Here is a 26,707-nt window from a genome sequence, read left to right as displayed (position 1 = left end):
ATCAGACGAGTTGATAGCGTTGCAAGGCGAGTTTCAGCGGCTCGTAGCCCAATTGCCCGCCTTCCGCAAGCGCCGTCAGGGCCTGTATGACGATCCACTTCGCACTGGTTGCAGACGTACCCTGCGGGGCCGCGGAATCGGCACCCAGCCCGACGAACCGCCCCGGAACATGCTCACGCAGCTGTTCAACCACGGCCTGCGGGTAGCCGGTGACGGCCACCACAGCATCCTGCTCTTCGCCAAGGCAATCACGCAGATGCCAGGATCGTGCGGGTTGCGTGGGGTGGAAACGGTTCCAGCGTCGCGCGGCTTCGGCATCACGCGCGACTCGGGTATAGCTGGGGCAGCTCCAGATTTCGCAATCGACGTCCCAGTGTTGCCGGAGCAGGCAGGCAGCCTGGCGTACCGAGCGCAGCGCCAGGCCCGCCCCCAGAAGGCGTACGCGACGACCTTCATGACTGCAAACGGCGTCGCTAATCCGGTACATGCCTTGTACAGCCGCCACCGCCTGAGCCTCACTCAGTTCACTGACTTCCTCATTGGATTCGTCGTGCAACGCCATGTAATAGAAACCGCTACGGCCTTCGACATACAGACTGTGCAGGGCGTGCAGTGTGATCGCCCGCGCTTCGGCGGCATCCGCAGGATCGAACGGCTGGCACTTGCGGTTCGACAGCAGCCACAGCGGCAACCAGGGATGAGCACCCTTGGGCCAGCGTGACGGCAGCGTCTCGATGTCATTGCAGAAGATGCCCCGCTGGAACGACTCCGACGCCAGCGCGCTCAACTCGGCGGACGTTTCGCTGCTGGTCATGTAAATCAGCGGCAACTCTGCCGCCCCGGCCTGCGCAGCAAATCTCATGGGCCAGGCGCTGGCAAGCAAGCCTTCCTGCCCGCATGACATATGCTTGCTGGCCCGCACCACCGATATCCGCCGCGAGGTGGACGGATCTCTGGTCAGGCGTTCGACGATATCGGCCATCGCAAACAGGGGCGAACAGCACCCACGCAGTGCAAGCCCCGCAACCGCCTGAATCTTTTCCATGCAGGCCAACGCCGCGGATCGGGTCTGAGGTGCCAACGAGTGGCTATTTGCGCTGTTCATCACTACTCCTTGCTGTCGGACAAGCATCCTTGCACCTTGATGGAACCAAGAATATGATTGCAATCGCAATAAAAATCACTGGCCCGCCTTACCGTAGGGCGATGGCCAGTACCCGAACACACATGCGTTCGCAGCTCGGCAGGTCGATGAGCGTATTATTTTCAACGGCCAAGCCCTTGTTCAAAAACAAAAGACACACGCCGTCCATGTTTTCATGTACGGCTGAAAGTACAAATGAGGATAATGAATACGGCCAGGCCGCAAACAAACAATAAACAAGGTATTACATGGAGGTTCGTACCGTGCACAACCAACTTGACCGCCCGCCCTTAAAGATCAACGGAGCCCCTGCTCCTCTGCGTCAACTGATTGAAGACTTTGAAAACGACCTGCATCGTATTGGCGATTTCACCTATGCCTACTTTTCCAGCCCAAAGACACGCACTGTCAAACCGGTCATCCTGTCCAATTATCCTGATTCGTGGTTGAAATCATATATTGCCTCCAACTATCACCTTATTGATCCCATCATCAAACATGCCTGGCATAGCATTACGCCATTTTTCTGGAGAGAAGCCCGACATGCCATTCAGGGCGTCGAAACCGATGATTTCCTGAAGCGCTCGGCCAAATACCAGCTGTCCTCCGGGGCCACTTTCACCCTGCACGATGCCAGTGGGCTTTTCGCCGCGCTGAGTCTTTGCAATGCCAGGCAACAGACTGACTTCGATCAGCGAATCCGCGACAAGGCCGCTGATATCCAGATGAGCCTCATCCGCTTCCATGATCGTTTGACCAAGACCCAGGCGCCCCACGAACTCTTTCCGCAACCCGCGCAGTGCAAGTTGTCCAGCCGCGAGATAGGCGTGCTGAAATGGGTGGCCATGGGCAAGGCATACAGCGAAATCGCCGAGATATTTTCCATTTCGGAACGCACGGTGAAATTTCACATGTCCAACGTTTCCAGCAAACTCGAAGTGCGCACCGCCAAACAGGCCGTGTACAAAGCCATCAATATGGGAATGGTCTGACTCAGGCTGCGCTGTCCATGCGTGCTTGCTGCAACGATACCGACGCATCGAGCGGCGTCGGCCAGCGCAGCAAGCCGTCCGTGACAGAGTGCCTGAGGGCGATGCTGCCGAGCAGCCGTTGATGGTTGTCGGCGTTTACAGGCATGTCCAGCAACAATACCGTCTCGCCTGGCGAAGCCTCCCCCGTTGCCAGAACATGGTACTCCCAGCCGCACTTGCGCACGATCCGCGCCATCGCCTTGCTGACCACCGTAATGATGGATTGCAGACCCGCCGAGGTTGCGTGATTGTGCATCGAGAACAGCAGCATTTCAGTCAGTGGCGCGTGCAGAATACCCAGCGACCGGGCACGCTCCGTGTCGACAAAGAACCGGCTCGACTCTGCCATGGCAGCATTTCTGGGCGCCGCATAGTCGAAAAAGCTGCGAAATGGCCCATCCAGCATGTACGGGTCGCAGGTATTGATCAGCCGGAGCCCGGCCAGCGGGACCCCATTCCAGCGGCCTATCAGGTAAGTCGCAGCGGCACTGTCGTACTCATCGCACTCGAACGCATGACTGACGCGAACCTTCCATTCAAGGCGATCCGAAAAGATCTTCTTGCGCAGCGCGTACAGCGTTTCCAGCAACGTGACGGGCACCTGACTATAACTGGCTACCTGAAATTCAAACCCGCTCGACATAATAAACCCCACCCGACGCAACCAGCGTAAAGCATCACGTATTTAAATAAGTAAATCTACTGTACTTAAGAACAGGTCAACACTTTGAAACACTAACGCTCAACAGTGTGCACTTAGGTACAGTGTTATTTTTGCCAAAAATAAGGAAATCTGTTCCAGCGTTCTGGCTATCCAGGACGGCGACTCCCAAACAATAATGACGCCACAGGGATAATGGTATGAATAGTCTATATGCCGGTATCGACACGTTGAGCGCAGTTCCTGTTCTGGACGATATTACTCAACACGAAATTTCTGCCCTCAAGACCCGCTTCAATCTGGCCGATGCCCACACGCATCAAGATCAGAGCGAGACCCAGCGCATGATCGTCGCCAGCCTGCCCGAGCTGTGGTATCGGGCACAGAACCAGACCCAATATCAGAGTGAACAGGCATTCATTCAGGCCTTCTTCACCTTCCACGGCCAGCACCATGCGTTGAAGCGCCACGACGAAATCTATCTCGTCTACGCAGCGTCCATCGCCATGCATATCACCGCAACCTATTTGCGCAAAAAGAACATGAGTGTCGGGCTGATCGAGCCCTGCTTCGACAACCTGCATGACCTGTTGAAACACATGGAAGTGCCCATGTCGGCCCTGGATGAAAGCCTGTTCACGTCATCGACCGAGGTGTACGCAAAGTTGCAGAAGGCCGCCATCGGACTGGATGCGATCTTTCTGGTCGATCCCAACAACCCGACAGGTTCCAGCCTGTTTGCCGAGGGGCCGGACACGTTTGTCGAAGTGGCCCGCTACTGCCGGGACTACAACAAGCTGCTGATCCTCGATTTCTGTTTCGCCTCGTTCTTCAAGGCCGCCGGCAAGCATCGCGTGGATGCCTACGCGATTCTCGACGACATCGGCACTCAGTACCTGGTCATGGAAGACACTGGCAAGACCTGGCCCCTGCAGGACACCAAATGCGCAACACTCATGGCCAGCCGCGACATCAACGCCGATATCTACAGCATCGTCACCAGCGTCCTGCTGAATGTCTCGCCGTTCATCCTCAACGTCGTGACCCGTTACATCGAGGACAGCAACGACGATGACTTCGACTCCGTGCGCTCGGTGCTGGACATCAACCGCAGCAAAGCGCGGGCCTGTCTTGAGGGCAAGGTCTTGAAGTATGTGCAACCGATGATCGATACCAGCGTGGCGTGGTTCGAGATCCTTCCCGCCAGCGTAAACGCCGATGACTTGCAGGCTTACCTGCTGCAATCAGACGTCTACGTGCTGCCCGGCAAGTATTTCTACTGGAGCCAGCCGGAAAAAGGCCAGCGCTACATACGCCTGGCACTGGCACGCAAACCGGACGAATTCGAGGCCGCCGTTCAGGCAATTGCGCAGGCACTGGAGAACGTTCATGTCTGACTTCGACCTGCCGATGATCGATGCGACCGTTTTCATGGGCATGCACCATGCCGATCCGGGCGTGCGTGACAAATCCCTGGGGTTCTTTTCCCGGTTCTACGAGAGCAGCGTGCAGATGAATTTCGCCCAGATAGGTATTTGCGACGCAATCATCTGGAAAAAAGGCCGTGCCTTGCAGGACGCCTATTACCCGTTCATGGATGTTTTGCATACCGACATGGCGATCCAGCGTCAGGGCTATAGCGAACAAGTGCTCCAGCGCGCAGCGGGTGAGACGCAGTTCAAGGGCCTGCCAGCCGACAAGAAACTGCTGGCGGCTCAGGTACTGGAGCAGGAAATCCCGTTTTATACCCACGATCTGGAGTTGCTGCGCCTGCAAGTCCTGCAGCCTTTCCTCCAGCCATTCGAAAGCGCCATTCGACGACAGACGTTTCCGGAGACGCTGCAGCGTCTCTATGACCAGTCCTGCGCCATGGTGATCCGCAACGAGGACTTTCAACATGTCTGGTAAGAGCATTCTGGTGCCCCTGATAACGCCTCTGAACGAGCAGGATCAGGTCTGCGAAGCCAGTCTCGAACGTCTTTTGGGCAGCCTCGCGCCACATGTCGACGGCTACATTCCGTGCCTGACCTCCGGCGAGGGCTGGCGGCTGTCACGTCAGCAATGGCTGCAGATGCTGAGGCTGACCCTCAGGCACGCGGGCGACCGCAGCGTCATCGCCGGGATTGAACGCCACTCTACGCAAGAGGTGCTGGACTTTGCCCGCCTGGCTGAGGTTGCCGGTGCTCGAGCAGTGATGTTCACCTCACCCTTGACGCCCGGTATCAGCCAGCAGGCGATCATCGAGCATTACCAGACCATCCATGACGCGACGCACCTGGATATCTTCATGTACAACGAGGCCGCCCTGTCGGGCAACGAAAAGTCCTTCGACACCCTCAAGGCCATCGCGCAGTTACCCAGAGTCATTGGTTTGAAGGACTCGCCCTCGATGTCTCGCCCGCAGGCTCAGGTAGATGCCATCCGGCAGGAGGGCGTCGACTACTTCATCGGCTGGGAAATGCAACTGGCCAAAGACCTGGAGTCCGACGGCAATGTGGTTTCGCTGGCCAATCTGGAACCGCTGCTGTGCCGGACAGCGGCTACCCGGCAACAGCCCGCACTCAGCGACGAAGTCGCAATGCTTAACCAGCGTTATCTGCTCAATGCCCCGGACTGGTACGCGCATATCAAGCGCGAGCTCAAAGCCAGGGGCGTGATCAACAGCGAACGAGTCGTGACCGAGGAGGCTGCCTGATGAAAGACCTGCACAAGCAACTGTTTCTGGCCAACCGTGCGCTTATCGAAAAGCTGGTGCCTATTCCACCGGAGATTCTGGCGTTCGAGCAACGCTGGATCGACGATGCCATCGAACACAGCATGACGGCAGATGCGCCTGATGATCTTGCCGGCCTGCGCAGGATGCTGACCGAGCTGGTCGAACGGGAGAGCAGCGAAGTACCGCCCAGCGCACAGTATGTCGCCAACGACATGACGCTCGACGAATTCAGGATTCTGGTTCAGGAGTTTGCGCTGGATGGTCTGACCGAGGCACAGGTGTTCTATCACCTGATGCCCAGGCTCAGCCTTCCCGCACAGATGCCCATGCTGCGCATGATGATCGACGAGTTCGGTTCGGGAAACCTCAAGCGCTCGCATACCACGCTCTATCAGGACCTGTTGCGCGAACTGGAAATGCCGCTGGACCTGCAGTTTTACGTAGATGCCAACTCCAGCGCCGGTTTCAACTTTCCCAATATGTTCTGCTGGCTGGCGATGCGGGCGGACGATGCGTCATGGTTCGCCGGAGTCATCACTTACTTCGAGACCGTGGTGCCGTTCTTTTTCGAGTGCTACACGCAGCTTTGCGAGCGCTTGCACATCAAGGCTCATACCTACTATTCAGAGCACGTTCATATCGACGTTTTCCACGCCATCGAGGGACAGCGCCTGCTCAAAGCCATGGACGTCAATGGGGATCTGGATCCGGTAAAAGCCTGGCGGGGCATCTGCATGGGACGCGAGATCACCAACCTGGCGTTCGACCTGGCGGTAGATAAAGCCCGTCGGCTCAAACACTTCAACAAGGAGGTCAGCCTTGAACGAGCCTGCTGAGTTTCGTCGTCCCGACACGTTCACCGTAAACATCGGTCAGGAACAATACCTGATACCAAGCAGTTGCCCGCATCGTGAAGGATGGCTGGAGCATGGAGTGGTCAACGAGAAACGCCGGTCGATCACCTGTCCCCTGCACTTTTCGGTGTTCAGTCTCGAAACCGGGGAGCAACTAAGCGGTCCGCCGTGCGGTCAGTTGCAAGTACGCAGAGTGAGATGACAGCACGTGCTACGGCAGGGATCGCCCCTGCCGTAGCGACGTCAGGTCAGACGCAAAAAGCGCTTCAGCTCGGCACCCTGAGCAATCGCATCGTGACGACCCAGTTCGATCAATTCGCTGCAATAACCTGACTCGAACAGCAGATAGCTCAGCACACTGGCGCCGCTGCTCTTGGTCGCACCCGGCCCGCGCAGAAACGTGCGCAGTGCGGGGGGCAGTTCGCGGCGGTGACGGGCCGCGATTTCATCCAGCGGACGGCTCGGCGAAATCACCAGCACTTCCACCGGTTCCATACCCGGCTGCCGGACCTGATCCTCGGGCAGCAACGCACTGGCGGTGTTCAAGCGTTCCAGCAGCTCGATATCGCTTTCCAGATTGTCGATGAAGGTGCTGTTGAGCATGTGGCCGCTGATCTGCGCCAGGCTGGGCTGAGCGCCGCGTGGCGCGCGGGGGGCAGGTCTTTCTATTTTGAGGCCGCGCGGGTTGCCGCTGACGCCGACCACCAGAACACGATTGGCGCCCAGGTGCAGCGCCGGGCTGATCGGTGCCGACTGACGCACGGCCCCGTCGCCAAAGTATTCCTCGTCCAGCATCACGGGGGCGAACAGCAAGGGAATGGCTGAGCTGGCGAGCAAGTGATCCACGGTCAGTTGTGTCGGACGGCCGATACGGCGATGGCGCAGCCAGGGTTCGATCGTACCGCGGCCCTGATAGAACGTGACCGCCTGACCCGATTCGTAACCGAAGGCCGTCACCGCCACTGCACGCAAATGATGGGCGTCGATGGCCGCTTCGATTCCGGACAGGTCCAGCCGCTCATTGAGCAGATCACGCAGGGGCGAACTGTTGAGCAAGGCGACCGGGATATTGCGTCCGAAACCCAGCAGGCTGCGACCGAAAAAACGGCTGGCCTGATGAATCACTCCGGACCAGTCGCTGCGCAGCACCTGATGGCTGCGAAACGACTGCCAGAATTCGGTCAATTGATGGATGGCGATTCGAAAATGCAGCGCGCCGCTGGCCAGCTTGACCGCATTGATCGCGCCAGCGGACGTACCGACGATAACCGGAAAGGGATTGGGCGAACCGGGCGGCAGCAGGTCGGCAATGCCTGCCAGCACGCCGACCTGATAGGCAGCACGCGCCCCGCCACCCGACAATATCAACCCGGTTACAGGCTCGACATCACTTACTGCACTGCTCGTTACTGCGCGATCCTGCATCTACGACTGACCTCGGTGATCAACGACGCTTTTTATCTACGCTTCTCATATAGCTTCTGTTCACCGGCTGGTCGACTTTTAAAGCGTCGATGGGCCCAAAGATACTGTTCGGGGCATTCAGTGACGGCCTTTTCTACCCATTGGTTGATGCGCAGGCAATCCGCTTCATCGCTCTCACCCGGAAAGTTGTCCAGCGGCGGATGAATCACCAGCCGGTAACCGCTGCCATCTGCCAGACGCCGCTGAGTGAAGGGCACGACCTGCGCACGGCCCAGGCGGGCGAACTTGCTGGTGGCGGTCACGGTCGCGGCCTGGATGCCGAACAGCGGCACAAAAATACTCTGCTTGGCGCCATAGTCCTGATCCGGCGCGTACCAGATCGCCCGGCCGGCGCGCAGCAACTTGAGCATGCCGCGCACGTCGTCTCGCTCGACAGCCAGTGAATCAAGGTTATGGCGCTCGCGCCCGCGACGCTGGACGAAGTCGAACAGCGGGCTCTTGTGTTCGCGATACATGCCGTCGATGGTGTGCTGCTGGCCCAGCAGCGCCGCGCCGATTTCCAGCGTGGTGAAATGCAGCGCCATCAGAATCACGCCCTCGCCTTTTTCCTGGGCATTCTGCAAATGCTCGAGCCCTTCGACGTGGGCAAGCCTGGCCAGACGTTTTTTCGACCACCACCAGCTCATGGCCATCTCGAAGAAGGCAATCCCGGTGGAGGCGAAGTTTGCCTTGAGCAGACGCTTGCGCTCGGCCGCGGACAAATGCGGGAAGCACAGCTCCAGATTGCGTGACGCGATTTTTTTTCGATCAGTGGCCACACGGTACATGATGGCGCCCAGTGCCCGACCGACGACCAGCAGAACGCGAAATGGCAATTGGATAATCAGCCACAAGAGCCCCAGCCCCAGCCATAGCAGCCAGAAACGGGGGTGAAGGAAACTGGCTTTAAAGCGCGGGCGATCCATTTGGGCTTCCGTCAGAACAAAGGCCGCGCATTCTACAACGGTTCTAGCCGCTTGCGGCTCGCGGGCGTTCTCGCTATAAGTCTCGGCACTTTTAGCGACAAGCTGTTGTGTATATCAACCATGAGCCAGATTGAATCGCAAAACCCGGAACCTGTATTTCAGCTCAAGGGCAGCATGCTCGCCATCACCGTGATGGAGCTGGCCCGAACCAACCTTGAAGTGCTCGACAGGCAGTTGGCGGCCAAGGTGGCACAAGCCCCCAACTTCTTCAGCAATACGCCATTGATCCTGGCTCTGGACAAACTCGCGCCGAACGAAGGCCCGGTGGATCTCCCGGGTCTGGTGCGCATCTGTCGCCAGCACGGCCTGCGCACCCTGGCGATCCGCGCCAACCGTATCGAAGACATTGCTGCAGCGATTGCCGTCGACCTCCCGGTCCTGCCGCCGTCCGGCGCACGTGAACGCGTGATCGACCCGGTTGAAGCCGAAGCACCGAAAAAAATGCCGGAAAAACCGCCCGAGCCCCTGATCAAACCGACCCGCGTGATAACCGCTCCAGTACGCGGCGGTCAGCAGATCTACGCCCAGGGCGGCGACCTGGTGGTGGTCGCGCCGGTCAGTCCCGGTGCGGAACTTCTCGCCGATGGAAACATCCATGTCTACGGCCCGATGCGTGGCAGGGCACTGGCGGGAATAAAGGGCGATACCAAGGCACGGATCTTCTGTCAGCAGTTGAGTGCCGAGCTGATTTCGATTGCCGGACAATACAAGGTGTCCGAGGACCTGCGCAGGGACCCGTTATGGGGCTCGACGGTCCAGATCAGCTTGTCAGGTGATGTGTTGAACATCATTCGTCTTTAACGGATACTGCCGCAATTTTCAAAGCATCTCTGATTCGTCGCGAAGTTGTCGTGAAGGCGGCAGGAAGTTCTGAAAAGCACTGCTTTTCAGCGGGTATATGAGTCGAAAGTAATAGCTTAGTGCTAGCTTTCCGGAATCAGACCCCAGGACTTCCAGAATGCTTCGGCGGACGCGGCGCCAAGAGATGCCCTTCAGGGACTCAATGTCCTTTTCCTCTAGGGGTGATACACCTTGGCCAAGATTCTCGTTGTTACATCCGGCAAGGGTGGTGTGGGCAAGACCACCACCAGCGCCGCCATCGGTACCGGTCTCGCACTGCGCGGCCACAAGACAGTCATCGTCGACTTCGACGTCGGCCTGCGTAACCTCGACCTGATCATGGGTTGCGAACGTCGTGTCGTGTATGACTTCGTCAACGTGGTCAATGGCGAAGCCAACCTGCAACAGGCGCTGATCAAGGACAAGAAGATCGAAGGCCTGTTCGTGCTGGCCGCCAGCCAGACCCGCGACAAGGAAGCGCTGACCAAGGAGGGCGTTGAAAAAGTCCTCATGGAACTGAAGGAATCCTTCGAATACATCGTCTGCGATTCGCCGGCCGGTATCGAAACCGGTGCTCACCTGGCCATGTACTTCGCCGACGAAGCCATCGTCGTGACCAACCCTGAAGTCTCGTCGGTGCGCGATTCCGACCGCATGCTGGGCCTGCTGGCCAGCAAATCGCGTCGCGCCGAACGTGGCGAAGACCCGATCAAGGAACACTTGCTGCTGACCCGCTACAACCCTGAGCGCGTCAGCAAGGGCGAAATGCTCGGAGTGGAAGACGTCAAGGAAATCCTTGCCGTTACCCTGCTCGGCGTGATCCCAGAATCCCAGGCTGTACTGAAAGCTTCCAACCAGGGCGTGCCGGTCATTCTCGATGACCAGAGCGACGCGGGTCAGGCCTACAGCGATGCGGTTGACCGCCTGTTGGGCAAAACACTTGAGCACCGGTTTCTGGATGTGCATAAGAAAGGATTCTTTGAACGCCTGTTCGGGGGTAATTAATGAATATTTTTGACTTCTTTCGTGACCGCAAAAAAGGAAGCACGGCCTCGGTAGCGAAAGAGCGTCTACAGATCATCGTTGCTCACGAACGCGGCCAACGCAGTACCCCGGACTACCTTCCTGCGCTGCAGAAAGAGCTGGTGGAAGTGATCCGTAAATACGTCAATATCGAGTCTGACCAGGTACAGGTCGCTCTGGAAAGCCAGGGCAGCTGTTCGATTCTGGAACTCAATATCACCCTGCCTGATCGCTGATCAGGCAGTCGCTCGCGGCGGTATCGGCGTACTTCTACGGAAGCTGCGCCCTTGCCGCCGTTGGCGTTTCTAGCGTTTCGAGGCCGTTGCATGCCGTTGTCGAACATCCGCATCATTCATCAGGACGCCGCCGTTCTGGTGATCGATAAGCCTACCCTGCTGCTTTCCGTTCCCGGCCGTGCCGACGATAACAAGGATTGCCTGATTACCCGCCTGCAGGAAAACGGTTACCCAGAAGCGCGTATCGTCCATCGCCTGGACTGGGAAACCTCGGGCATCATTCTGCTGGCCCGTGATGCCGATACGCATCGCGAGCTGTCGCGTCAGTTTCATGACCGCGAAACCGAGAAAGCCTACACCGCGCTGTGTTGGGGCCAACCGTCCCTGGACAGCGGCAGTATCGATCTGCCATTGCGCTATGACCCGCCCACCAAGCCCCGGCATGTGGTGGATCACGAGGGTGGCAAACACGCGCTGACGTTCTGGAAGGTTGTCGAGCGGCAGGATACTTACTGTCGCGTCGAGCTCACGCCGATCACTGGCCGCTCGCATCAGTTGCGGGTGCACATGCTGTCGATCGGGCATCCGCTGTTGGGTGATGGTCTGTACGCGCATCCGGAAGCGCTGGCGGCCTATCCGCGTCTGTGTCTGCATGCCAGCATGCTGAGCTTCACGCATCCTGGGACCGGCGAGCGAATGACCTTCGAGTGTGCTGCGCCGTTTTGATCTGAATGATGCGCTGACTATCTTGCAGATGCTCCGCGCCGGCATGCCGTTGACTATCGTTCCCACTCCGCGTGGGAATGCAGTTCGTGACGCTCCGCGTCACACGGCGGTTTGCGATATCAGGTGGATTAGGGTTCCGGCTCAGGTCACCTTTGCGCCCTTGCTACGCCTCACTTTGGCCCCATCAAAGTAACTCGCCGAGGGGCGAAAAGGTGACTTGAGTCGAACCTCAACACCACTGGCACCGTTGAGCAGTTGTGTAACGCAGCATATCGGCACGAGAGCTGTGCGATGAGCGCAACCCAAGGCAGCAAATCATCCAATACGGTAAACTCGCGCCATTGTTGTCTGGAGCTATTTATGCGCGCAGAGTTGAACAAAGGCCTTATTGATTTCCTGAAGGCTTCTCCTACCCCGTTCCATGCCACTGCCACACTCGTGCAACACTTCGAAGCCGCAGGCTTTCAGCGGCTGGACGAACGTGACACGTGGGCAGTAGAAACCGGGGGCCGTTATTTCGTCACCCGTAATGACTCTTCTATCGTCGCTTTCCGGATGGGTCGTCAGTCGCCACTCACTGGCGGCATCCGCATGGTCGGTGCGCACACCGACAGCCCGTGCCTGCGGGTCAAGCCGCAACCGGAACTGCAACGTCAGGGTTTTTGGCAGCTGGGCGTCGAAGTCTATGGCGGCGCCTTGCTGGCTCCCTGGTTTGATCGTGATCTGTCGCTGGCCGGTCGCGTCACTTTCCGCCGTGATGGCAAGGTCGAAAGCCAGCTGATCGACTTCAAACTGCCGATCGCCGTGATTCCCAATCTGGCGATTCACTTGAACCGCACGGCCAACGAAGGCTGGGCGATCAACGCGCAAAACGAACTGCCGCCCATCCTGGCGCAAGTCGCCGGTGACGAGCGAGCGGACTTCCGGGCGCTGCTGACCGACCAACTGGCCCGCGAACACGGACTCAATGCCGATGTGGTGCTCGATTACGAGCTGAGTTTCTACGACACCCAGGGCGCCGCCGTGGTCGGCCTCAACGGGGACTTCCTGGCAGGCGCACGCCTGGACAACCTGTTGTCGTGTTTCGCCGGGATGCAGGCACTGCTCAACACCGAGAGCGACGAAACCGCCCTGCTGGTGTGCACCGATCACGAAGAAGTCGGCTCGTCTTCCGCTTGTGGCGCAGACGGTGCGATGCTCGAGCAGATCGTCCAGCGCCTGTTGCCGAGCAGCGAAGACTACGTGCGCACGATTCAGAAGTCGCTGCTGATATCGGCCGATAACGCCCACGGCATTCATCCCAACTACGCTGACAAGCACGACGCCAATCACGGTCCCAAGCTCAACGCCGGGCCGGTGATCAAGGTCAACAGCAACCAGCGTTACGCCACCAACAGCGAAACCGCCGGTTTCTTCCGCCATCTGTGCATGGCCGAAGAAGTGCCGGTGCAGAGCTTCGTGGTGCGCAGCGACATGGGTTGCGGTTCGACCATCGGACCGATCACTGCCAGCCACCTGGGTATCCGCACGGTAGACATCGGCTTGCCGACGTTCGCCATGCACTCGATTCGCGAACTGGCCGGCAGCCATGACCTGGCGCATCTGGTCAAGGTATTGAGCGCGTTCTATGCCAGCCACGAGTTGCCATAACGGCTGAGGCGATCACCGATAACGTGGGAGCGGCCTGCTGCTCCCGCATATTGGTGTTGACGCCCGCTAAAATGCCCATGGAAAGAAATAAAACTTTCTCTAATCACGACGATAAAAAAGATGCGTTTGCCTGCGTCACTCATAACCCCCAGGTACGCAACAACAAGTCGTTAGTTTATAAAGGGACTTCATGTCCCGAATTCCATCGACGCACCCTGTCGATGATTCAGTCGTGGAGTGCTGGAATAACGCGGGCTACTCGACCTCTATCCAGTCATCGTCCTCGTCGGGTTTATCGACAATATCGTCATCTTCGTTCACGTAATACGGTATATCGGCTTCAACACCGTTCTCACCCGTTCTGGCAACCAGTTGCCTGTACCTCTTCCCGTCCCAGAGCCTGAAAATAAGTGTGGAGTCTTCTCCCGCCGAGAGCGTCGAGCCTTCACTGCCAATAAGTTTGCTACGCGCGCCTGCCGTCAAGACACTGTTCTTACCAGCGGTCAATCTGCTTTGGTCTCCCGCCATCAGGGTGCAGTCATGTCCGCCGGTCAGTTTGCTTCTATCGCCGGCAGTCAGATAACTGTTATTACCGGCCAGTAGTTTGCTGCGGTCACCTGCGGTCTGATTACTGTCTGCACCGGCAATCAACCTGCTGCGATCACCCGCCAGTTGTACGCTGCCCGCACCGGCAATCAGCGTGCTGCGAAAACCCGCTGTCTGCGAACTGCCCTTGCCGGCGATCAGCATGCTTTTATTTCCGGCGACCTGAATGCTTTCATGGCCTGCAATCAACGAGCTGCCGTAACTTGCAATCTGGTTGCTGCCATAACCCGCAGTCAATGTGCTGCGAATGCCCGATGTAAGACTACTGCCATAACCGGCGATCAAAACGCTGCGAAGTCCGGCGATCAGCGTGCTGCCATAGCCTGCGGTCAGAAAACTCCTGATTCCGCTGGTCAGGGAGCTGCCATAACCGGCTATCAATGAACTGTCCTGCCCGGCCGTTGCAGTGCTGCCGTAGCCCGCAGTGAGCGAGCTTCCGTACTCTGCGGTCTGAGTACTGCCATAACCGGCCGTAAGGGTACTTTTATAGCCGGCTGTCTGCGTACTGCCATAACCGGCGATCAGCGAGCTGGCAAAGCCGGCAGTGGAAGTACTTCCGTAGCCGGTGGTGAGCGAGCTGTTTTCCTGTGCGGTTTGCGTGCTGCCGTAACCGGCGGTCAACGTGCTCTCGTAACCTGCTGTCTGCGTGCTGCCATAACCCGCAATCAGCGAACTCGCATATCCCGCAGTGGAGGTACTTCCATAACCTGTCACCAGGTCACTGCGCTCCTGCGCGGTTTGCGTACTGCCGTAACCGGCGGTCAACGTGCTCTCGTAGCCTGCCGTCTGAGTACTGCCGTAACCCGCGATCAGCGAGCTGGAATAGCCAGCAGTGGAGGTACTTCCGTAACCTGTGGTGAGCGAGCTGTTTTCCTGAGCGGTTTGCGTACTGCCATAACCGGTCGTCAGGGTGCTCCCATAGCCTGCCGTCTGCGTGCTGCCATAGCCGGCGATCAAGGAACTGGAATAGCCCGCAGTCGACGTGCTGCCGTAGCCTGCGACCAGGTCGCTGCGCTCCTGTGCGGTCTGGGTACTGCCATAACCTGCGGTCAGTATGCTTTTGAAACCCGCCGTCTGAGTGCTGCCGTAGCCGGCGATCAGCGAACTGTTTGACCCTGCCGTCGAAGTGCTGCCATAGCCTGTGACAAGGTCACTGTGTTCTCTGGCGGTCTGGGTACTGCCATAACCGGCGGTCAGCATGCTTCTGTAGCTCGCGGTCTGGGTGCTGCCATAACCTGCGATCAGCGAACTGCCTGAGCCTGCTGTCCCCGTACTGCCATAGCCCGCAATCAGGTCGCTACCGTCCCTGGCCGTCTGGGTACTGCCATAACCAGCGGTCAGGATACTTTTGTGGCCCGCTGTCTGTGTACTCCCGTAACCCGCGATGATGAAGCTTTCATGCCCTGCGGTGCCTGTACTTCCGTAGCCGGTGGTGAGGTTACTGGCAGCCCCGGCCGTTTGCGTACTGCCATAGCCTGAGGTGAGTACGCTGCCCTGCTGTGCAGTCTGGGTACTGCCATAACCTGCCGTGAGCGAGCTTTCACTGCCCGAGGTTTGTGTGCTGCCGTAACCGGCGATCAACGAACTGTCAGCGCCAGCTGTTCCCGTACTGCCATATCCGGCCGTCAGGGTGCTGCCTTCACGCGCAGTCTGGGTACTGCCATAGCCTGCGGTGAGCGAACTTTCGCTTCCTGATGTCTGCGTGCTGCCATATCCGGCAATCAGCGAACTGTCGGCACCTGCCGTGCCAGTGCTGCCGTAACCCGCCGTGAGCGAGCTGTCTTCTCCGGAAGTCTGAGTACTGCCGTAACCGGCGATCAACGAACTATCCGAGCCAGCTGTTCCCGTACTGCCATACCCGGCCGTCAGGTTGCTGCCTTCGCGGGCGGTCTGGGTGCTGCCGTAACCCGCCGTCAGCGCGCTGTCCCCACCGGCGGTCTGGGTGCTTCCATAGCCTGCTACCAGCGAGCTGTCGGAGCCGGCGGTGCCCGTACTTCCATAACCGGCAATCAGATCACTGTGGTTGCCAGCGGTCTCGTTACTGCCATAACCGGCAATGAGCCGACTGTGGTTGTCGCCACTCAACGTGCTGCCGTAAGTGGCGGTCTGCAAATTCTGCGGCGTCGTCACCGGTAGAGTGTTTACCGGGGGGGCCGCCGCGCTGACCAACGCCACATCGAACACTTCATGGCTGGGCTGCTCGGCCACCGGTAACGCGACATTTGCTGTCGCGGGCGTGGGTGTGGGCGTGGCCATTGGCGTCGGCGTTGGCGTTGATGCAGGGTCGGCCTGACGTGCCGAAATGAAGTGTGACGCGCTGATCCTGTCGCCAACATGAACCACCTCGGCCCGCGGAAACTTGACCATTCCGGGCTCTTCCAGACTGATGATGTCGGCAACGGCGACTTCACAGACAATCCATCGCGCATCGGCATGCACGCTTAGAAAAGCGCTGGTTCCAGCGCCCCACAGTAAACCGACCAGACCATTCTCATGCCGCCTGGTTGACTGCCAGTATTTGGATTCCACCGTCCCGGAAGCGGGCCATATAAGGCCGCAATGATCGGCCATGTTATTTGCACAGGTACGCAGCACCAACGCCTTGTCGAGATTCATTACAGCATCCTCATAGATCCTTTAAATAAAAGCAGCTGCACTTATCAAGCATTGCTTTATAGGACAACCGCCATGTCAGCCTTAATCCCAACGTGGAACGATGGTGCACATAACACCAACTAAGCAGCGCACCACCTTCCACACTAAAAACCTACCACAACCTATTAGTAATCATTAATTAAGATTGAGATTTTTCTTACAACCCGCTAAAAATTAGAATAATTACTCTGAAAAATCTCATGGCAAAACCAACTAATTTAACCCCGCCCCGCCAGCAGCAATAGAATAACGCCCATTGATTTTTTTTGTTAATCAAACGCATATATTATACAAAACCTATTAAACAGGCCGTGCACTGCATAAGTTTTCATCAACGAAATGAGTATTTACTTATAGAAAACAGTCAACTAACGAGTTGCAGGTCAGTGCCCACAAAGCCGGTTTGCCACACCGGCATTCAGTCGCCATGCACCTCGGCGCGCACATGAATAGCATCATGACGCCAGTATTCGAGGTCACAGTCGATCAACCGATCTTTGCGATCATAATTGACACGTGCGATGCGCAGGCCCGGGCTGCCAAGCGAAACCTTCAGGGCGGCAGCCGCGTCGGCATGCAGCGCGGTCGGCACCATGTCGAAACGCACCTGCCCGTAATGCACGTCATAACTGCGAGCATAAAGCTCGGTGAGTGATTCGTTCAGATCATGCTCGAGAATGCCGGGAAACAACTCCGGCCTCAGGTAGTGCTCGACGTAGAGGACCAGCCGCTGATCGATACGACGCGCACGGCAGATCTGGATCACGCTCGACAGCGCCGGCAGTTCCAGCATTTCGCAGATCAGCGCTGAAGCAGGTTGCAGGCGTGCAGACAGAAGCTGGGTGTGCGGCACCCTTCCCTGGGCACAGACCATCGCGTGGAAATGGCTGCGCCTGATCAGGTCATAGGCCAGTCGCGGCGGGGAGATGAACCAGCCACGCCGCTCTTCCCGATAGATCAGTCCCTGCGCTTCGAGTTGCAGCAGCGCTTCACGCAAGGTGATGCGGGTGGTGGCGAATACCTCGCTGAGCTTGCGCTCGGCAGGCAACTTGCTGCCATGCGGCAACAAGCCGTGTTCGATTTGCTCCTGCAGCGCATGGCAAATCGTTGTTACCGCCCGTGGCACATCTTCGCGCATTCCGCTATCCGTCTGGACTAGACCAGCCCTGTTACGAGGCATACATCAGTGCAGCCAACACCGTTGACTCCCTTGCACCGAGCCTAGGCCGGGTAGATGACTGTCCTGTTACAGGACAAATCATGTTCCATGCCAACTGCGTCGAAAACAGCCCTGAAACCCCTGCTCAGCAAGCACGTTGCGTTGGTCTACGCTTAGCGCCAGGCACTGCCGGAGCCGGTGAAAAACGGTTTTGTACGCGCAACACGACACGAAAATGTCATGCAAAACGCCTAACTTGGCTCAGGTATTGCTGATCTAGACCAAACAATCCGCAACGAACACTTCTCTCAAGAAGTGCACTAGGAGCTCCGAATGAAACATCTTTTGTTGGCATCACTCCTCGGTTCAGCCATGGCAATGAGTTCCCTGGTCATGGCTGCGGACACAGATCTTAAAACGCTGGAGGCCGCGGCCAAGGCTGAAGGCGCGGTCAACAGCCTCGGCATGCCGGATGACTGGGCAAACTGGGGCGGCATCTGGAAAGACCTGGAAGCCAAATATGGCCTCAAGCACATGGACACCGACATGAGTTCGGCCCAGGAGATCGCCAAGTTCGAGGCGGAGAAAGACAACGCCAGCGGTGACATTGGCGACGTAGGCGCAGCGTTCGGCCCTATCGCCAAAGCAAAAGGCGTTACCCAGCCTTACAAGCCAACCACCTGGGAGCAAATCCCGGACTGGGCCAAGGACAAGGACGGCCACTGGGCGCTGGCCTACACCGGCACCATCGCCTTCATCGTCAACAAAAACCTGCTGCACGGCTCTGAAATCCCGAAAAGCTGGGCTGACCTGAAAACCGGCAAATACAAGGTTTCCATCGGCGACGTGAGCACTGCGGCGCAGGCTGCCAACGGTGTACTGGCGGCCGCCATCGCCATGGGAGGTGACGAAACCAACATCGCACCGGGCCTGACACTGTTCACCGATCTGGCCAAACAGAAGCGTCTGACGATGGCTAACCCGACCATTCAGACCATCGAGAAAGGCGAAATCGAAGTCGGTGTGGTCTGGGACTTCAACGGCCTGAGCTACAAGGCCAAGATGACCAAGCCCGATGATTACGTGGTGCTGATCCCGTCGGACGGCTCGGTGATTTCCGGCTATACCACCATCATCAACAAATACGCCAAACACCCGAACGCCGCCAAGCTGGCGCGTGAATACACCTTCAGCGATGCGGGTCAGATCAGGCTGGCAGAAGGCAATGCACGCCCGATTCGCGTAGAGCACATCAAATTGCCTGAAAACGTTCAAGCCAAACTGCTGCCGCAAGACCAGTACAAGAATGCCAAGCCGATCAAAGAAGCGGATAAGTGGGAGGCAACCTCCAAAGCGCTGCCGCAGAAGTGGCAAGAACAAGTCATCATCGAGATGAACTGATCGCCACTGCGACTCAGGGATGGAGTCGTATGAAGCGGGCGAGTCACTCTCGCCCGCACTCTTTCGCCCGAGCGAGTCGTCCATGAAACACAACGTCATCCTGATCGTGCTAGACGGCCTCAATTACGAAGTCGCCCGCCATGCGATGGGCCACCTGCAAGCCTGGCACGCTGCAGGCCGGGCCGCGCTCTACAAGATGGAATGCGAACTGCCCGCCCTCTCCCGCCCCCTTTACGAATGCATACTGACCGGTGTCGCGCCCATCGACAGCGGCATCGTGCATAACAACGTCTCGCGCCTGTCGAATCAGCGCAGCATCTTTCACTATGCTCGCGACGCCGGGCTGAGCACGGCAGCAGCGGCCTATCACTGGGTCAGCGAGCTGTACAACCGCACGCCGTTCGACCCGGCACGCGATCGCCACACCGAGGCAGCGGACCTGCCGATTCAGCACGGGCTGTTCTACTGGGCCGATCACTACCCTGATTCGCACCTGTTCGCCGACGCCGAAAGTCTGCGCCTCAGCCACGCCCCGAACTTTCTGCTGATCCACCCCATGAACATCGACGACGCCGGACACAAGCACGGCCTCGACACTGCGCAGTACCGCAACAGCGCCCGCAGCGCCGACATCATTCTGGCTGACTACCTGCAACGCTGGCTGGACGCGGGTTATCAAGTGCTGGTGACGGCCGACCACGGCATGAACAATGACCGCTCGCACAACGGGCTGTTGCCGGAAGAGCGTGAAGTACCGCTGTTCGTCATCGGTGATGCCTTCAGCCTGAATGTCGACGCCGCGCCGCGCCAGACCGATCTGTGCGGCACCGTTTGCGAGCTGCTGGGTATCCCTCACGACAAACCGGTCTGCCGGGAGATCTTCAATTGACGACCTTTTCCCGAGGCAAGTGGCTGGGGCTGTTGTGCCTGCTGCCGTTCGCCGTATTTTTCATCGTGTTTCAGATCGCACCGCTGTTGTGGGTCGCGATCCACAGCCTGCAAAGCGATGCCGGCTGGGGCTGGGAAAACTTCACCCGGGCGTTCAGCTCGAAGTTCTATCGGCAAGCCATTCAGTACAGCCTGGAGATCAGCTTCTGGTCGAGCCTGTTCGGCATCATCATCTCCGTTCTGGGTGCCTATTCGCTGCGCAAGGTGGATTCGCGGCTGCGCGATTTCGTCAACTCGTTCGCCAACATGACCAGCAATTTTGCCGGCGTTCCACTGGCGTTCGCGTTCATTATCCTGCTGGGGTTCAACGGCGCGCTGACCCTGATCCTCAAGCAGACCGGGATCATTGATGACTTCAACCTGTATTCCAAGACCGGACTGATCATCCTTTATACCTACTTCCAGATCCCCCTCGGCGTGCTGCTGCTCTACCCCGCATTCGATGCCGTCCGCGAAGACTGGAACGAGTCGGCAGCGCTGCTGGGGGCCAGCAGCTATCAGTTCTGGCGCTACATCGGCCTCCCGGTCCTGACCCCGGCGCTGCTCGGCACTTTCGTCATTTTGCTGGCCAATGCGCTCGGCGCGTATGCCACGGTTTACGCGCTGACCACCGGCAATTTCAACGTATTGCCCATCCGCATCGCGGCGATGGTCGCGGGCGATATCACGCTGGACCCGAACATGGCCAGCGCGCTGGCGATGATTCTGGTCGGGCTCATGACCCTGGTGACCGTGGTCCATCAGTGGTTGTTGAGAAGGAGCTACCATGTCACGCGTTGAACGAGGACCTGCGAGCATTTATCACAAGACGGTAGTCTACCTGCTGTTCCTGATCCTGTTGCTGCCGCTGGCCGGCACTTTCCTGTACTCGATCGCGACCAGTTGGTCGGCGACCATTCTGCCCAGCGGCCTGACCTTCAAATGGTACGTGGCGCTGTGGAGCGACCCACGCTTTCTGACGGCATTCGGCCAGTCATTGCTGGTCTGCATCGGCGCACTGGTTCTTTCGGTGGTGCTGATTCTGCCCCTGCTGTTCGTCGTGCATTACTACTTTCCGCGCCTCGACGGACTGATGAACATCCTCATCCTGCTGCCGTTTGCCGTGCCGCCCGTGGTGTCCTCGGTCGGCCTGCTGCAGCTGTATGGCTCAGGCCCGATGGCGATGGTCGGCACACCGTGGATTCTGATCGGCTGTTACTTCACGGTCGCCCTGCCCTTCATGTACCGCGCCATCACCAACAACCTGCAGGCCATCAACCTGACAGACCTGATGGACGCCGCCCAGTTGCTCGGCGCCAGCACCTGGCAGGCGGCGTTCATGGTCGTGCTGCCCAACCTGCGCAAGGGCCTGATGATTGCCCTGCTGCTGTCGTTCTCGTTCCTGTTCGGCGAATTCGTGTTCGCCAACCTGCTGGTCGGTACGCGTTATGAAACCCTGCAGGTCTACCTCAACAACATGCGCAACAGCAGCGGTCACTTCAACAGTGCGCTGGTGATTTCCTATTTCCTCTTCGTGCTGGTGCTGACCTGGGCCGCCAATCGACTGAACAAGGACAAAGACTGAGATGAGTTTTGTCAGCATTGAAAACCTGCAGAAAAGCTACGCCAGCACATCAGTGTTCAGCGACATCAACTGCAGCATCGCGAAGGGCGAATTCGTTACCTTGCTGGGCCCGTCGGGCTGTGGCAAATCCACCTTATTGCGCTGCATCGCCGGGCTGACCCCGGTCAACAGCGGGCGCATTCTGCTTGATGGCAACGACCTGGTGCCGCTCACGCCGCAAAAACGCAACATCGGCATGGTGTTCCAGAGCTATGCGCTGTTTCCCAACATGACCGTCGAGCAAAACGTCGCCTTCGGGCTGCGCATTCAGAAAGTCAGTGCCGACGAGAGCGCAAGGCGCGTTGCCGAGATTCTGCGCATGGTCGAGCTGCACGATTTTGCCACGCGCTACCCGCATCAGTTGTCCGGCGGGCAATGCCAGCGTGTGGCGCTGGCACGCTCGCTGGTCACTCGCCCGCGTCTGCTGTTGCTCGATGAGCCGCTGTCGGCGCTGGATGCACGGATTCGCAAGAACCTGCGCGAACAGATCCGCGCCATTCAGCGCGAGCTGAGCCTGACCACTATTTTCGTGACCCACGACCAGGAGGAAGCGCTGACCATGTCAGACCGTATCTTCCTGATGAACCAGGGCCGGATCGTGCAGAGCGGCGACGCCGAAACACTGTACACCGCGCCCGTGGACGTGTTCGCCGCAGGCTTCATCGGCAACTACAACCTGCTGGAAGCCGACGACGCCACTCGCCTGATGCAACGCCCGATCAACAGCCGCGTAGCGATCCGCCCTGAGTCGATCCAATTGAGCCTGACGGGCGAACTGGAAGGCGAAGTACGCAGTCACAGTCTGCTCGGCAACGTCATCCGCTACCGGGTGCAGGCGCGTGGCGTAGACCTTGTGGTCGACGTACTGAACCGCAGCGCCGACGACCTGCACCCGGACGGAAGGCGTGTAACACTGAACATCGAACCGTCGGCGCTCTGTGCCTTGAACTGAACGGTGCCTTGAACTGAATGCGCCTTGAACTGAACGCGCCGTGAACTGACGTTGTTCTGCACGGATAACGCCACACGCTTGCCGATCGAGACTTTAAGCGTGAAGCTGACAGCTGATTCAACAGACTTTTAGGAGGAACCGCACATGCCCCTGGCAATTTTCGACCTGGACGAGACCCTGATCGGTGGTGATTGCGCCACGCTCTGGAGCGAGCAGATGGGTCGCCTGGGCTGGGTTGACTCGACGTCGTTCATGCAACGCAACGACGAACTGATGGCCGCCTACAGCGCGGGCGAACTCGCGATGGAAGACTACATGGCCTTCAGCCTGGAACCCATGGCTGGCCGTACCCCCGAAGAAATCGATCATCTGGTCGGCCCTTGGGTCGAGGACGTCATCGAGCCGATCATCTACAGCGACGCCTGCACGTGCATTGCAAAGCACCGCGCCAAGGGTGACCGCATTCTGGTGATCTCGGCGTCGGGTGTGCATCTGGTCAAGCCGATCGCCGAACGCCTCGGCATCGACGAAGTGCTGGGTATCGAGCTGGACGTGCAGCATGGCGTCTACAGCGGGGCCACCGTCGGCGTGCTGACTTATCGGGAAGGCAAGATCACGCGCCTGATGGAGTGGCTGGATGCCGAGGGGGAAAATCTTGAGGGTGCGAGTTTCTATTCGGATTCGCGCAATGACCTGCCGCTGCTGCTCAAGGTTGACCACCCTAACGTGGTCAACCCCGATGCCGTGTTACTGGAACACGCGCAGAAAGCCGGCTGGCCGGTGCACGACTGGAGCTGAGTCCAGAGGCACCGCCCGATCAGACCAGACTTTCGTCGATGACCAGCACGATCTTGCCGGACACCGTGTTGGTCGCCAGCTCTTCGAACGCCGCTTCGGCATCCTTGATCGCAAAGGATTTCGCCAGTTGCGGCTTGAGGCGACCTTCGGTGAACAGCGGCCAGACGTGCTGACCCAGATCGCTGAGCAGGTCGGCCTTGAACGTGTCGTCGCGGCTGCGCAAGGTCGAACCCATCAACTGGATACGCTTGCCCAGTACGTGAGCCAGGTCCACCTGTGCTTCGCGGCCGCTCATGATGCCGATCAGCACCCAGCGACCGTCCAGAGCCAGCAGTTTGACGTTGAGCTCGGCGTAGCTCGCCCCCACCGGGTCGAGAATGACGTTGAACGGTGCAAAGTCGCTCAGGCCTTCAAGACTTTCGCTGCGCACCACACCGCCCTGCGCCCCCAGTTCGACGCAATAGGCCAGCCGTTCGGCCGAGCCGACGCTGACCCACACCGGGTTGCCAAATGCCTTGCAAAGCTGAATCCCGGCTGAACCAACCCCACTTGCGCCAGCGTGCAGCAAAACCCTCTCGCCAGGCTTGAGCCCGGCGAGTTCGAACAGGTTCAGCCACGCCGTGGCATAGACCTCGGGAATGGCCGCCGCCTCGTGCAGCGACAGACCTTCCGGAACCGGCAGCACGTGTCGCCCATCGACCACCACTTCTTCGGCCATCGCCCCGCCCGCCAACAGCGCACAGACGCGGTCTCCGACCACCCAGGACGAACCCGGACCGACTTCGGCGATCACGCCGGAGCACTCCAGACCCAGTGTCTGGGTGACTCCAGGCGGCGGCGGATACTTGCCTTCGCGCTGTAACAGATCGGCACGATTCAAACCTGCCGCAGCCACTTTGATACGTACCTGCCCCACATCGAGGGCCGGACTCGGCTCCTCGACCCATTCCACATGTCCTTCAACGCCTTGCAATGCCTTCACGGTGCCTCCATAGTGAGTCCAGACTGAGCCCGTGGCTGTTTTGCCCGGGCTTTTGCATTATGCGGCCGGGTCCAAAGGAACCGGCGACCTCAAAGACGGCCTAATATGCGTTATCAATTGTCCTCGCGTCGAATCAGCATGAAGCAATTATTCCCCAGCACTGCCCTCGCACTGTTTGTCGGCCTTAGCGTTTTGCCGATGTCAGCCAGTACCTTTGCCGCCAACAGCTGGGATAATCTTCAGCCGGACCGCGACGAAGTGATTGCCAGCCTCAACGTGGTTGAGCTGCTCAAACGACATCACTACAGCAAGCCGCCCCTGGACGACAAGCGTTCGGCGATTATTTACCAGAGCTACATCAAGCAACTGGACCCCTCGCGCAGCTATTTCATGGCCAGCGACATTGCCGATTTCGACAAATGGCAGTTCCAGTTCGACGACTTCCTGAAAAGCGGCGACCTGAACGCCGGCTTCATCATCTACAAGCGCTATCTGGACCGCGTCAACGCACGTCTGAACTTTGCGCTGGGCGAGTTGGCCAAGGGCGTCGACAAGCTCGACTTCAATACCAAGGAAACCCTGCTGGTCGACCGCAAGGACGCCGCATGGCCCAAGGATACAGCCGAGCTCGACGAACTGTGGCGCAAGCGCATCAAGGATGAAGTCCTGCGTTTGAAGATTGCAGGCAAGGACCCGGCGAAGATTCAGGAAACCCTGACCAAGCGCTACAAGAATCAGCAGGCGCGTCTGAATCAGACCCGTGCCGAAGATATCTTCCAGGCCTACATCAACACGTTCGCCATGTCCTACGATCCGCACACCAACTACCTGTCACCTGACAGCGCGGAGAACTTCGACATCAACATGAGCCTGTCGCTGGAAGGCATCGGCGCCGTGTTGCAGAGCGATAACGACAACGTCAAGATCGTGCGTCTGGTCCCGGCAGGTCCTGCGGCCAAGACCAAGCAGGTCGCACCGGCCGACAAGATCGTGGCCGTTGCCCAGGGCGACAAGGAAATGGTCGACGTGATCGGCTGGCGTCTGGATGAAGTGGTCAAGCTGATCCGCGGTCCGAAAGGCTCCGTGGTTCGCCTGGAGATCATCCCGGCCAGCAATGCGCCGAATGACCAGACCACCAAGATCGTCGCCATCACCCGTGAAGCGGTGAAACTTGAAGAGCAGGCGGCCAAGAAGTCGATCCTGCACCTCAAGCAGGATGGCAAGGACTACAAGCTCGGGGTCATCGACATTCCGGCCTTCTATCTGGACTTCAAGGCCTACCGTGCCGGCGATCCGGAATACAAGAGCACCACCCGTGACGTGAAGAAACTGCTCACCGAATTGCAGGCCGAGAAGGTCGACGGTGTGGTACTGGATCTGCGCAACAACGGTGGCGGTTCGTTGCAGGAAGCCACCGAGCTGACCAGCCTGTTCATCGACAAGGGCCCGACCGTGCTGGTGCGCAATGCCGACGGCAAGGTCGACGTGCTGGAAGACGAAGCCAAGGGCGCGTTCTACAAAGGCCCGATGGCACTGCTGGTCAACCGCTTGTCTGCGTCGGCGTCGGAGATTTTCGCCGGGGCGATGCAGGATTATCACCGTGCGCTGGTGATCGGTGGTCAGACCTTCGGTAAAGGCACCGTGCAGACCATTCAGCCGCTCAATCACGGCGAACTGAAGCTGACGCTGGCCAAGTTCTACCGGGTTTCCGGTCAGAGCACCCAGCATCAGGGCGTAGTACCGGACATCACTTACCCGTCGCTGATCGACACCAAGGAAATCGGCGAGAGCGCCCTGCCCGAGGCCATGCCGTGGGACAGCATCAAACCGGCGATCAAGCCGGCCATTGATCCGTTCAAGCCGTTCCTTGCCCAGCTGCAGGCGCGTCACGAAGCACGTTCGGCCAAAGACGCCGAGTTCGTGTTCATCGAGGATCGCCTGGCGCTGGCCAAGAAGCTGATGAACGAGAAGACCGTCAGCCTCAATGAAGCCGACCGTCGTGCCGAGCATGCCTCTATCGAAAGCAAGCAACTTGCGCTGGAAAACACCCGCCGCAAGGCCAAGGGTGAAGAGCCGCTCAAAGAGCTGAAGAAGGAAGACGAAGACGCGCTGCCGGTGGAAGACGAGAAGACCAAACCCGAGGACGATGCCTACCTGGCAGAGACCGGGCGCATTCTCATCGACTACCTGGGTCTGAGTGCAGCGGTCGCGAAAAAGTAACACAGGCTCATTGATGGCCATTTAGCTTCAACGTCATCAAACAGTCATGAAG

General features: G+C 58.5%; 25 protein-coding genes. 18 read left to right on the top strand and 7 right to left on the bottom strand.

The annotated features are described in order from the left end of the window. Nucleotide 1: 1 nt before the first annotated feature. Nucleotides 2-1,105: a pyruvate dehydrogenase gene (locus tag GE543_RS10330; protein WP_153221386.1), complete on the bottom strand. Its 1,104-nt coding sequence runs from the start codon at nucleotides 1,103-1,105 to the stop codon at nucleotides 2-4. 287 nt (nucleotides 1,106-1,392) lie between these two features. Here GE543_RS10330 and GE543_RS10325 point away from each other — a divergent pair, with 287 nt between their 5' ends. Beyond that, on the top strand, nucleotides 1,393-2,136 hold the full coding sequence (locus GE543_RS10325) for a LuxR family transcriptional regulator (RefSeq protein ID WP_153221385.1): 744 nt from the start codon (nucleotides 1,393-1,395) through the stop codon (nucleotides 2,134-2,136). A 1-nt stretch (nucleotide 2,137) separates the two neighbouring features. Here GE543_RS10325 and GE543_RS10320 read toward each other — a convergent pair whose 3' ends face one another. Continuing rightward, nucleotides 2,138-2,818 carry an acyl-homoserine-lactone synthase gene (locus GE543_RS10320; protein ID WP_153221384.1) on the bottom strand — a complete coding sequence of 227 codons (681 nt, stop codon included), beginning with the start codon at nucleotides 2,816-2,818 and terminating at the stop codon, nucleotides 2,138-2,140. Between the two features lie 218 nt (nucleotides 2,819-3,036). On the opposite strand from GE543_RS10320, the gene GE543_RS10315 reads away from it, so the two are divergent. The 5 genes from GE543_RS10315 to GE543_RS10295 are packed head-to-tail and all read left to right on the top strand — an operon-like array spanning nucleotide 3,037 to nucleotide 6,608. Next, nucleotides 3,037-4,233: an aminotransferase class I/II-fold pyridoxal phosphate-dependent enzyme gene (locus GE543_RS10315; RefSeq protein WP_103696858.1), complete on the top strand. Its 1,197-nt coding sequence runs from the start codon at nucleotides 3,037-3,039 to the stop codon at nucleotides 4,231-4,233. Next, nucleotides 4,226-4,744: a DUF6190 family protein gene (locus GE543_RS10310; protein WP_003415657.1), complete on the top strand. Its 519-nt coding sequence runs from the start codon at nucleotides 4,226-4,228 to the stop codon at nucleotides 4,742-4,744. The genes GE543_RS10315 and GE543_RS10310 overlap by 8 nt, the downstream gene beginning before the upstream one ends. Next, a complete protein-coding gene (locus GE543_RS10305; protein WP_046237672.1) occupies nucleotides 4,734-5,531 on the top strand; it encodes a dihydrodipicolinate synthase family protein in 798 nt (265 codons plus the stop codon). The genes GE543_RS10310 and GE543_RS10305 overlap by 11 nt, the downstream gene beginning before the upstream one ends. After that, the gene (locus GE543_RS10300; RefSeq protein WP_153221383.1) at nucleotides 5,531-6,388 is read left to right on the top strand and encodes an iron-containing redox enzyme family protein; all 858 of its coding nucleotides are present in this window, start codon (nucleotides 5,531-5,533) and stop codon (nucleotides 6,386-6,388) included. The genes GE543_RS10305 and GE543_RS10300 overlap by 1 nt, the downstream gene beginning before the upstream one ends. Further along, nucleotides 6,372-6,608 (top strand): Rieske 2Fe-2S domain-containing protein, encoded by a 237-nt coding sequence (locus GE543_RS10295; RefSeq protein WP_080115709.1) that lies wholly within the window; start codon nucleotides 6,372-6,374, stop codon nucleotides 6,606-6,608. Before GE543_RS10300 ends, GE543_RS10295 begins: the two co-directional genes overlap by 17 nt. A gap of 41 nt (nucleotides 6,609-6,649) precedes the next feature. Here GE543_RS10295 and GE543_RS10290 read toward each other — a convergent pair whose 3' ends face one another. Both GE543_RS10290 and GE543_RS10285 read right to left on the bottom strand, forming a co-directional pair. After that, nucleotides 6,650-7,831 (bottom strand): patatin-like phospholipase family protein, encoded by a 1,182-nt coding sequence (locus tag GE543_RS10290; protein WP_153221382.1) that lies wholly within the window; start codon nucleotides 7,829-7,831, stop codon nucleotides 6,650-6,652. Nucleotides 7,832-7,863: 32 nt separating this feature from the next. Further along, nucleotides 7,864-8,796 carry a lipid A biosynthesis lauroyl acyltransferase gene (locus tag GE543_RS10285; RefSeq protein WP_153221381.1) on the bottom strand — a complete coding sequence of 311 codons (933 nt, stop codon included), beginning with the start codon at nucleotides 8,794-8,796 and terminating at the stop codon, nucleotides 7,864-7,866. 120 nt (nucleotides 8,797-8,916) lie between these two features. Here GE543_RS10285 and minC point away from each other — a divergent pair, with 120 nt between their 5' ends. The 5 genes from minC (at nucleotide 8,917) to GE543_RS10260 (ending at nucleotide 13,331) form a co-directional block, all read left to right on the top strand. After that, the gene (gene minC, locus GE543_RS10280; RefSeq protein ID WP_153221380.1) at nucleotides 8,917-9,657 is read left to right on the top strand and encodes a septum site-determining protein MinC; all 741 of its coding nucleotides are present in this window, start codon (nucleotides 8,917-8,919) and stop codon (nucleotides 9,655-9,657) included. A 231-nt stretch (nucleotides 9,658-9,888) separates the two neighbouring features. Beyond that, complete coding sequence (gene minD, locus GE543_RS10275) at nucleotides 9,889-10,701, top strand: septum site-determining protein MinD (protein WP_003317454.1); 813 nt, start codon at nucleotides 9,889-9,891, stop codon at nucleotides 10,699-10,701. Continuing rightward, nucleotides 10,701-10,955, top strand: coding sequence for a cell division topological specificity factor MinE (gene minE / locus GE543_RS10270; RefSeq protein ID WP_003317453.1), 255 nt, complete (start codon nucleotides 10,701-10,703; stop codon nucleotides 10,953-10,955). Before minD ends, minE begins: the two co-directional genes overlap by 1 nt. A gap of 90 nt (nucleotides 10,956-11,045) precedes the next feature. Beyond that, entirely contained in the window at nucleotides 11,046-11,681 is a 636-nt protein-coding gene (locus GE543_RS10265) for an RluA family pseudouridine synthase (RefSeq protein ID WP_003415651.1), read from the top strand. A gap of 360 nt (nucleotides 11,682-12,041) precedes the next feature. After that, entirely contained in the window at nucleotides 12,042-13,331 is a 1,290-nt protein-coding gene (locus GE543_RS10260; RefSeq protein ID WP_003368366.1) for a M18 family aminopeptidase, read from the top strand. A gap of 255 nt (nucleotides 13,332-13,586) precedes the next feature. Here GE543_RS10260 and GE543_RS10255 read toward each other — a convergent pair whose 3' ends face one another. After that, complete coding sequence (locus GE543_RS10255; RefSeq protein WP_153221379.1) at nucleotides 13,587-16,553, bottom strand: Ice nucleation protein; 2,967 nt, start codon at nucleotides 16,551-16,553, stop codon at nucleotides 13,587-13,589. Between the two features lie 457 nt (nucleotides 16,554-17,010). Then, nucleotides 17,011-17,730, bottom strand: coding sequence for a UTRA domain-containing protein (locus GE543_RS10250; protein WP_003390893.1), 720 nt, complete (start codon nucleotides 17,728-17,730; stop codon nucleotides 17,011-17,013). Between the two features lie 354 nt (nucleotides 17,731-18,084). On the opposite strand from GE543_RS10250, the gene GE543_RS10245 reads away from it, so the two are divergent. The 6 genes from GE543_RS10245 to GE543_RS10220 all read left to right on the top strand — a co-directional run bounded on the left by GE543_RS10245 (nucleotide 18,085) and on the right by GE543_RS10220 (nucleotide 23,453). Continuing rightward, nucleotides 18,085-19,152 (top strand): ABC transporter substrate-binding protein, encoded by a 1,068-nt coding sequence (locus GE543_RS10245; protein WP_153221378.1) that lies wholly within the window; start codon nucleotides 18,085-18,087, stop codon nucleotides 19,150-19,152. 82 nt (nucleotides 19,153-19,234) lie between these two features. Continuing rightward, nucleotides 19,235-20,041, top strand: a complete 807-nt coding sequence (locus tag GE543_RS10240) for an alkaline phosphatase family protein (protein ID WP_099314893.1) — start codon at nucleotides 19,235-19,237, stop codon at nucleotides 20,039-20,041. Continuing rightward, complete coding sequence (locus GE543_RS10235; RefSeq protein ID WP_003421288.1) at nucleotides 20,038-20,880, top strand: ABC transporter permease subunit; 843 nt, start codon at nucleotides 20,038-20,040, stop codon at nucleotides 20,878-20,880. The genes GE543_RS10240 and GE543_RS10235 overlap by 4 nt, the downstream gene beginning before the upstream one ends. Then, nucleotides 20,867-21,664 (top strand): ABC transporter permease, encoded by a 798-nt coding sequence (locus tag GE543_RS10230; RefSeq protein ID WP_003346546.1) that lies wholly within the window; start codon nucleotides 20,867-20,869, stop codon nucleotides 21,662-21,664. The genes GE543_RS10235 and GE543_RS10230 overlap by 14 nt, the downstream gene beginning before the upstream one ends. Before the next feature lies 1 nt (nucleotide 21,665). Further along, nucleotides 21,666-22,655 carry an ABC transporter ATP-binding protein gene (locus GE543_RS10225; RefSeq protein ID WP_153221377.1) on the top strand — a complete coding sequence of 330 codons (990 nt, stop codon included), beginning with the start codon at nucleotides 21,666-21,668 and terminating at the stop codon, nucleotides 22,653-22,655. Between the two features lie 144 nt (nucleotides 22,656-22,799). Beyond that, the gene (locus tag GE543_RS10220; RefSeq protein ID WP_003409519.1) at nucleotides 22,800-23,453 is read left to right on the top strand and encodes an HAD family phosphatase; all 654 of its coding nucleotides are present in this window, start codon (nucleotides 22,800-22,802) and stop codon (nucleotides 23,451-23,453) included. Nucleotides 23,454-23,472: 19 nt separating this feature from the next. On the opposite strand, the gene GE543_RS10215 is transcribed toward GE543_RS10220, so the two are convergent. Further along, nucleotides 23,473-24,435 carry an NAD(P)H-quinone oxidoreductase gene (locus GE543_RS10215; RefSeq protein WP_371927140.1) on the bottom strand — a complete coding sequence of 321 codons (963 nt, stop codon included), beginning with the start codon at nucleotides 24,433-24,435 and terminating at the stop codon, nucleotides 23,473-23,475. Between the two features lie 138 nt (nucleotides 24,436-24,573). Between GE543_RS10215 and GE543_RS10210 the strand changes: the two genes are divergently transcribed. Continuing rightward, nucleotides 24,574-26,655, top strand: coding sequence for a carboxy terminal-processing peptidase (locus GE543_RS10210; RefSeq protein WP_178118586.1), 2,082 nt, complete (start codon nucleotides 24,574-24,576; stop codon nucleotides 26,653-26,655). The last annotated feature ends 52 nt before the right edge of the window (nucleotides 26,656-26,707 follow it).

Origin of the sequence: Pseudomonas sp. SZ57 (genome assembly GCF_009495975.1) — a bacterium.
Lineage (GTDB): Bacteria > Pseudomonadota > Gammaproteobacteria > Pseudomonadales > Pseudomonadaceae > Aquipseudomonas > Aquipseudomonas syringae.
The sequence above is the reverse complement of the archived record's forward strand: the minus strand, read 5'-3'. Positions and strand labels throughout refer to the sequence as shown.

Bases quoted from the DNA above. Each gene is read 5' to 3' on its own strand.
- GE543_RS10305 (WP_046237672.1), top strand. From the start codon at position 4,734: ATGTCTGGTAAGAGCATTCTGGTGCCCCTGATAACGCCTCTGAACGAG.
- GE543_RS10230 (WP_003346546.1), top strand. From the start codon at position 20,867: ATGTCACGCGTTGAACGAGGACCTGCGAGCATTTATCACAAGACGGTA.
- GE543_RS10260 (WP_003368366.1), top strand. From the start codon at position 12,042: ATGCGCGCAGAGTTGAACAAAGGCCTTATTGATTTCCTGAAGGCTTCT.
- GE543_RS10240 (WP_099314893.1), top strand. From the start codon at position 19,235: ATGAAACACAACGTCATCCTGATCGTGCTAGACGGCCTCAATTACGAA.
- GE543_RS10290 (WP_153221382.1), bottom strand. From the start codon at position 7,831: ATGCAGGATCGCGCAGTAACGAGCAGTGCAGTAAGTGATGTCGAGCCT.
- GE543_RS10250 (WP_003390893.1), bottom strand. From the start codon at position 17,730: ATGCGCGAAGATGTGCCACGGGCGGTAACAACGATTTGCCATGCGCTG.
- minC (WP_153221380.1), top strand. From the start codon at position 8,917: ATGAGCCAGATTGAATCGCAAAACCCGGAACCTGTATTTCAGCTCAAG.
- minE (WP_003317453.1), top strand. From the start codon at position 10,701: ATGAATATTTTTGACTTCTTTCGTGACCGCAAAAAAGGAAGCACGGCC.
- GE543_RS10220 (WP_003409519.1), top strand. From the start codon at position 22,800: ATGCCCCTGGCAATTTTCGACCTGGACGAGACCCTGATCGGTGGTGAT.
- GE543_RS10300 (WP_153221383.1), top strand. From the start codon at position 5,531: ATGAAAGACCTGCACAAGCAACTGTTTCTGGCCAACCGTGCGCTTATC.
- GE543_RS10310 (WP_003415657.1), top strand. From the start codon at position 4,226: ATGTCTGACTTCGACCTGCCGATGATCGATGCGACCGTTTTCATGGGC.
- GE543_RS10210 (WP_178118586.1), top strand. From the start codon at position 24,574: ATGAAGCAATTATTCCCCAGCACTGCCCTCGCACTGTTTGTCGGCCTT.
- GE543_RS10225 (WP_153221377.1), top strand. From the start codon at position 21,666: ATGAGTTTTGTCAGCATTGAAAACCTGCAGAAAAGCTACGCCAGCACA.
- GE543_RS10320 (WP_153221384.1), bottom strand. From the start codon at position 2,818: ATGTCGAGCGGGTTTGAATTTCAGGTAGCCAGTTATAGTCAGGTGCCC.
- GE543_RS10285 (WP_153221381.1), bottom strand. From the start codon at position 8,796: ATGGATCGCCCGCGCTTTAAAGCCAGTTTCCTTCACCCCCGTTTCTGG.
- GE543_RS10255 (WP_153221379.1), bottom strand. From the start codon at position 16,553: ATGAATCTCGACAAGGCGTTGGTGCTGCGTACCTGTGCAAATAACATG.
- GE543_RS10265 (WP_003415651.1), top strand. From the start codon at position 11,046: ATGCCGTTGTCGAACATCCGCATCATTCATCAGGACGCCGCCGTTCTG.
- GE543_RS10325 (WP_153221385.1), top strand. From the start codon at position 1,393: ATGGAGGTTCGTACCGTGCACAACCAACTTGACCGCCCGCCCTTAAAG.
- GE543_RS10315 (WP_103696858.1), top strand. From the start codon at position 3,037: ATGAATAGTCTATATGCCGGTATCGACACGTTGAGCGCAGTTCCTGTT.
- GE543_RS10330 (WP_153221386.1), bottom strand. From the start codon at position 1,105: ATGAACAGCGCAAATAGCCACTCGTTGGCACCTCAGACCCGATCCGCG.
- GE543_RS10245 (WP_153221378.1), top strand. From the start codon at position 18,085: ATGAAACATCTTTTGTTGGCATCACTCCTCGGTTCAGCCATGGCAATG.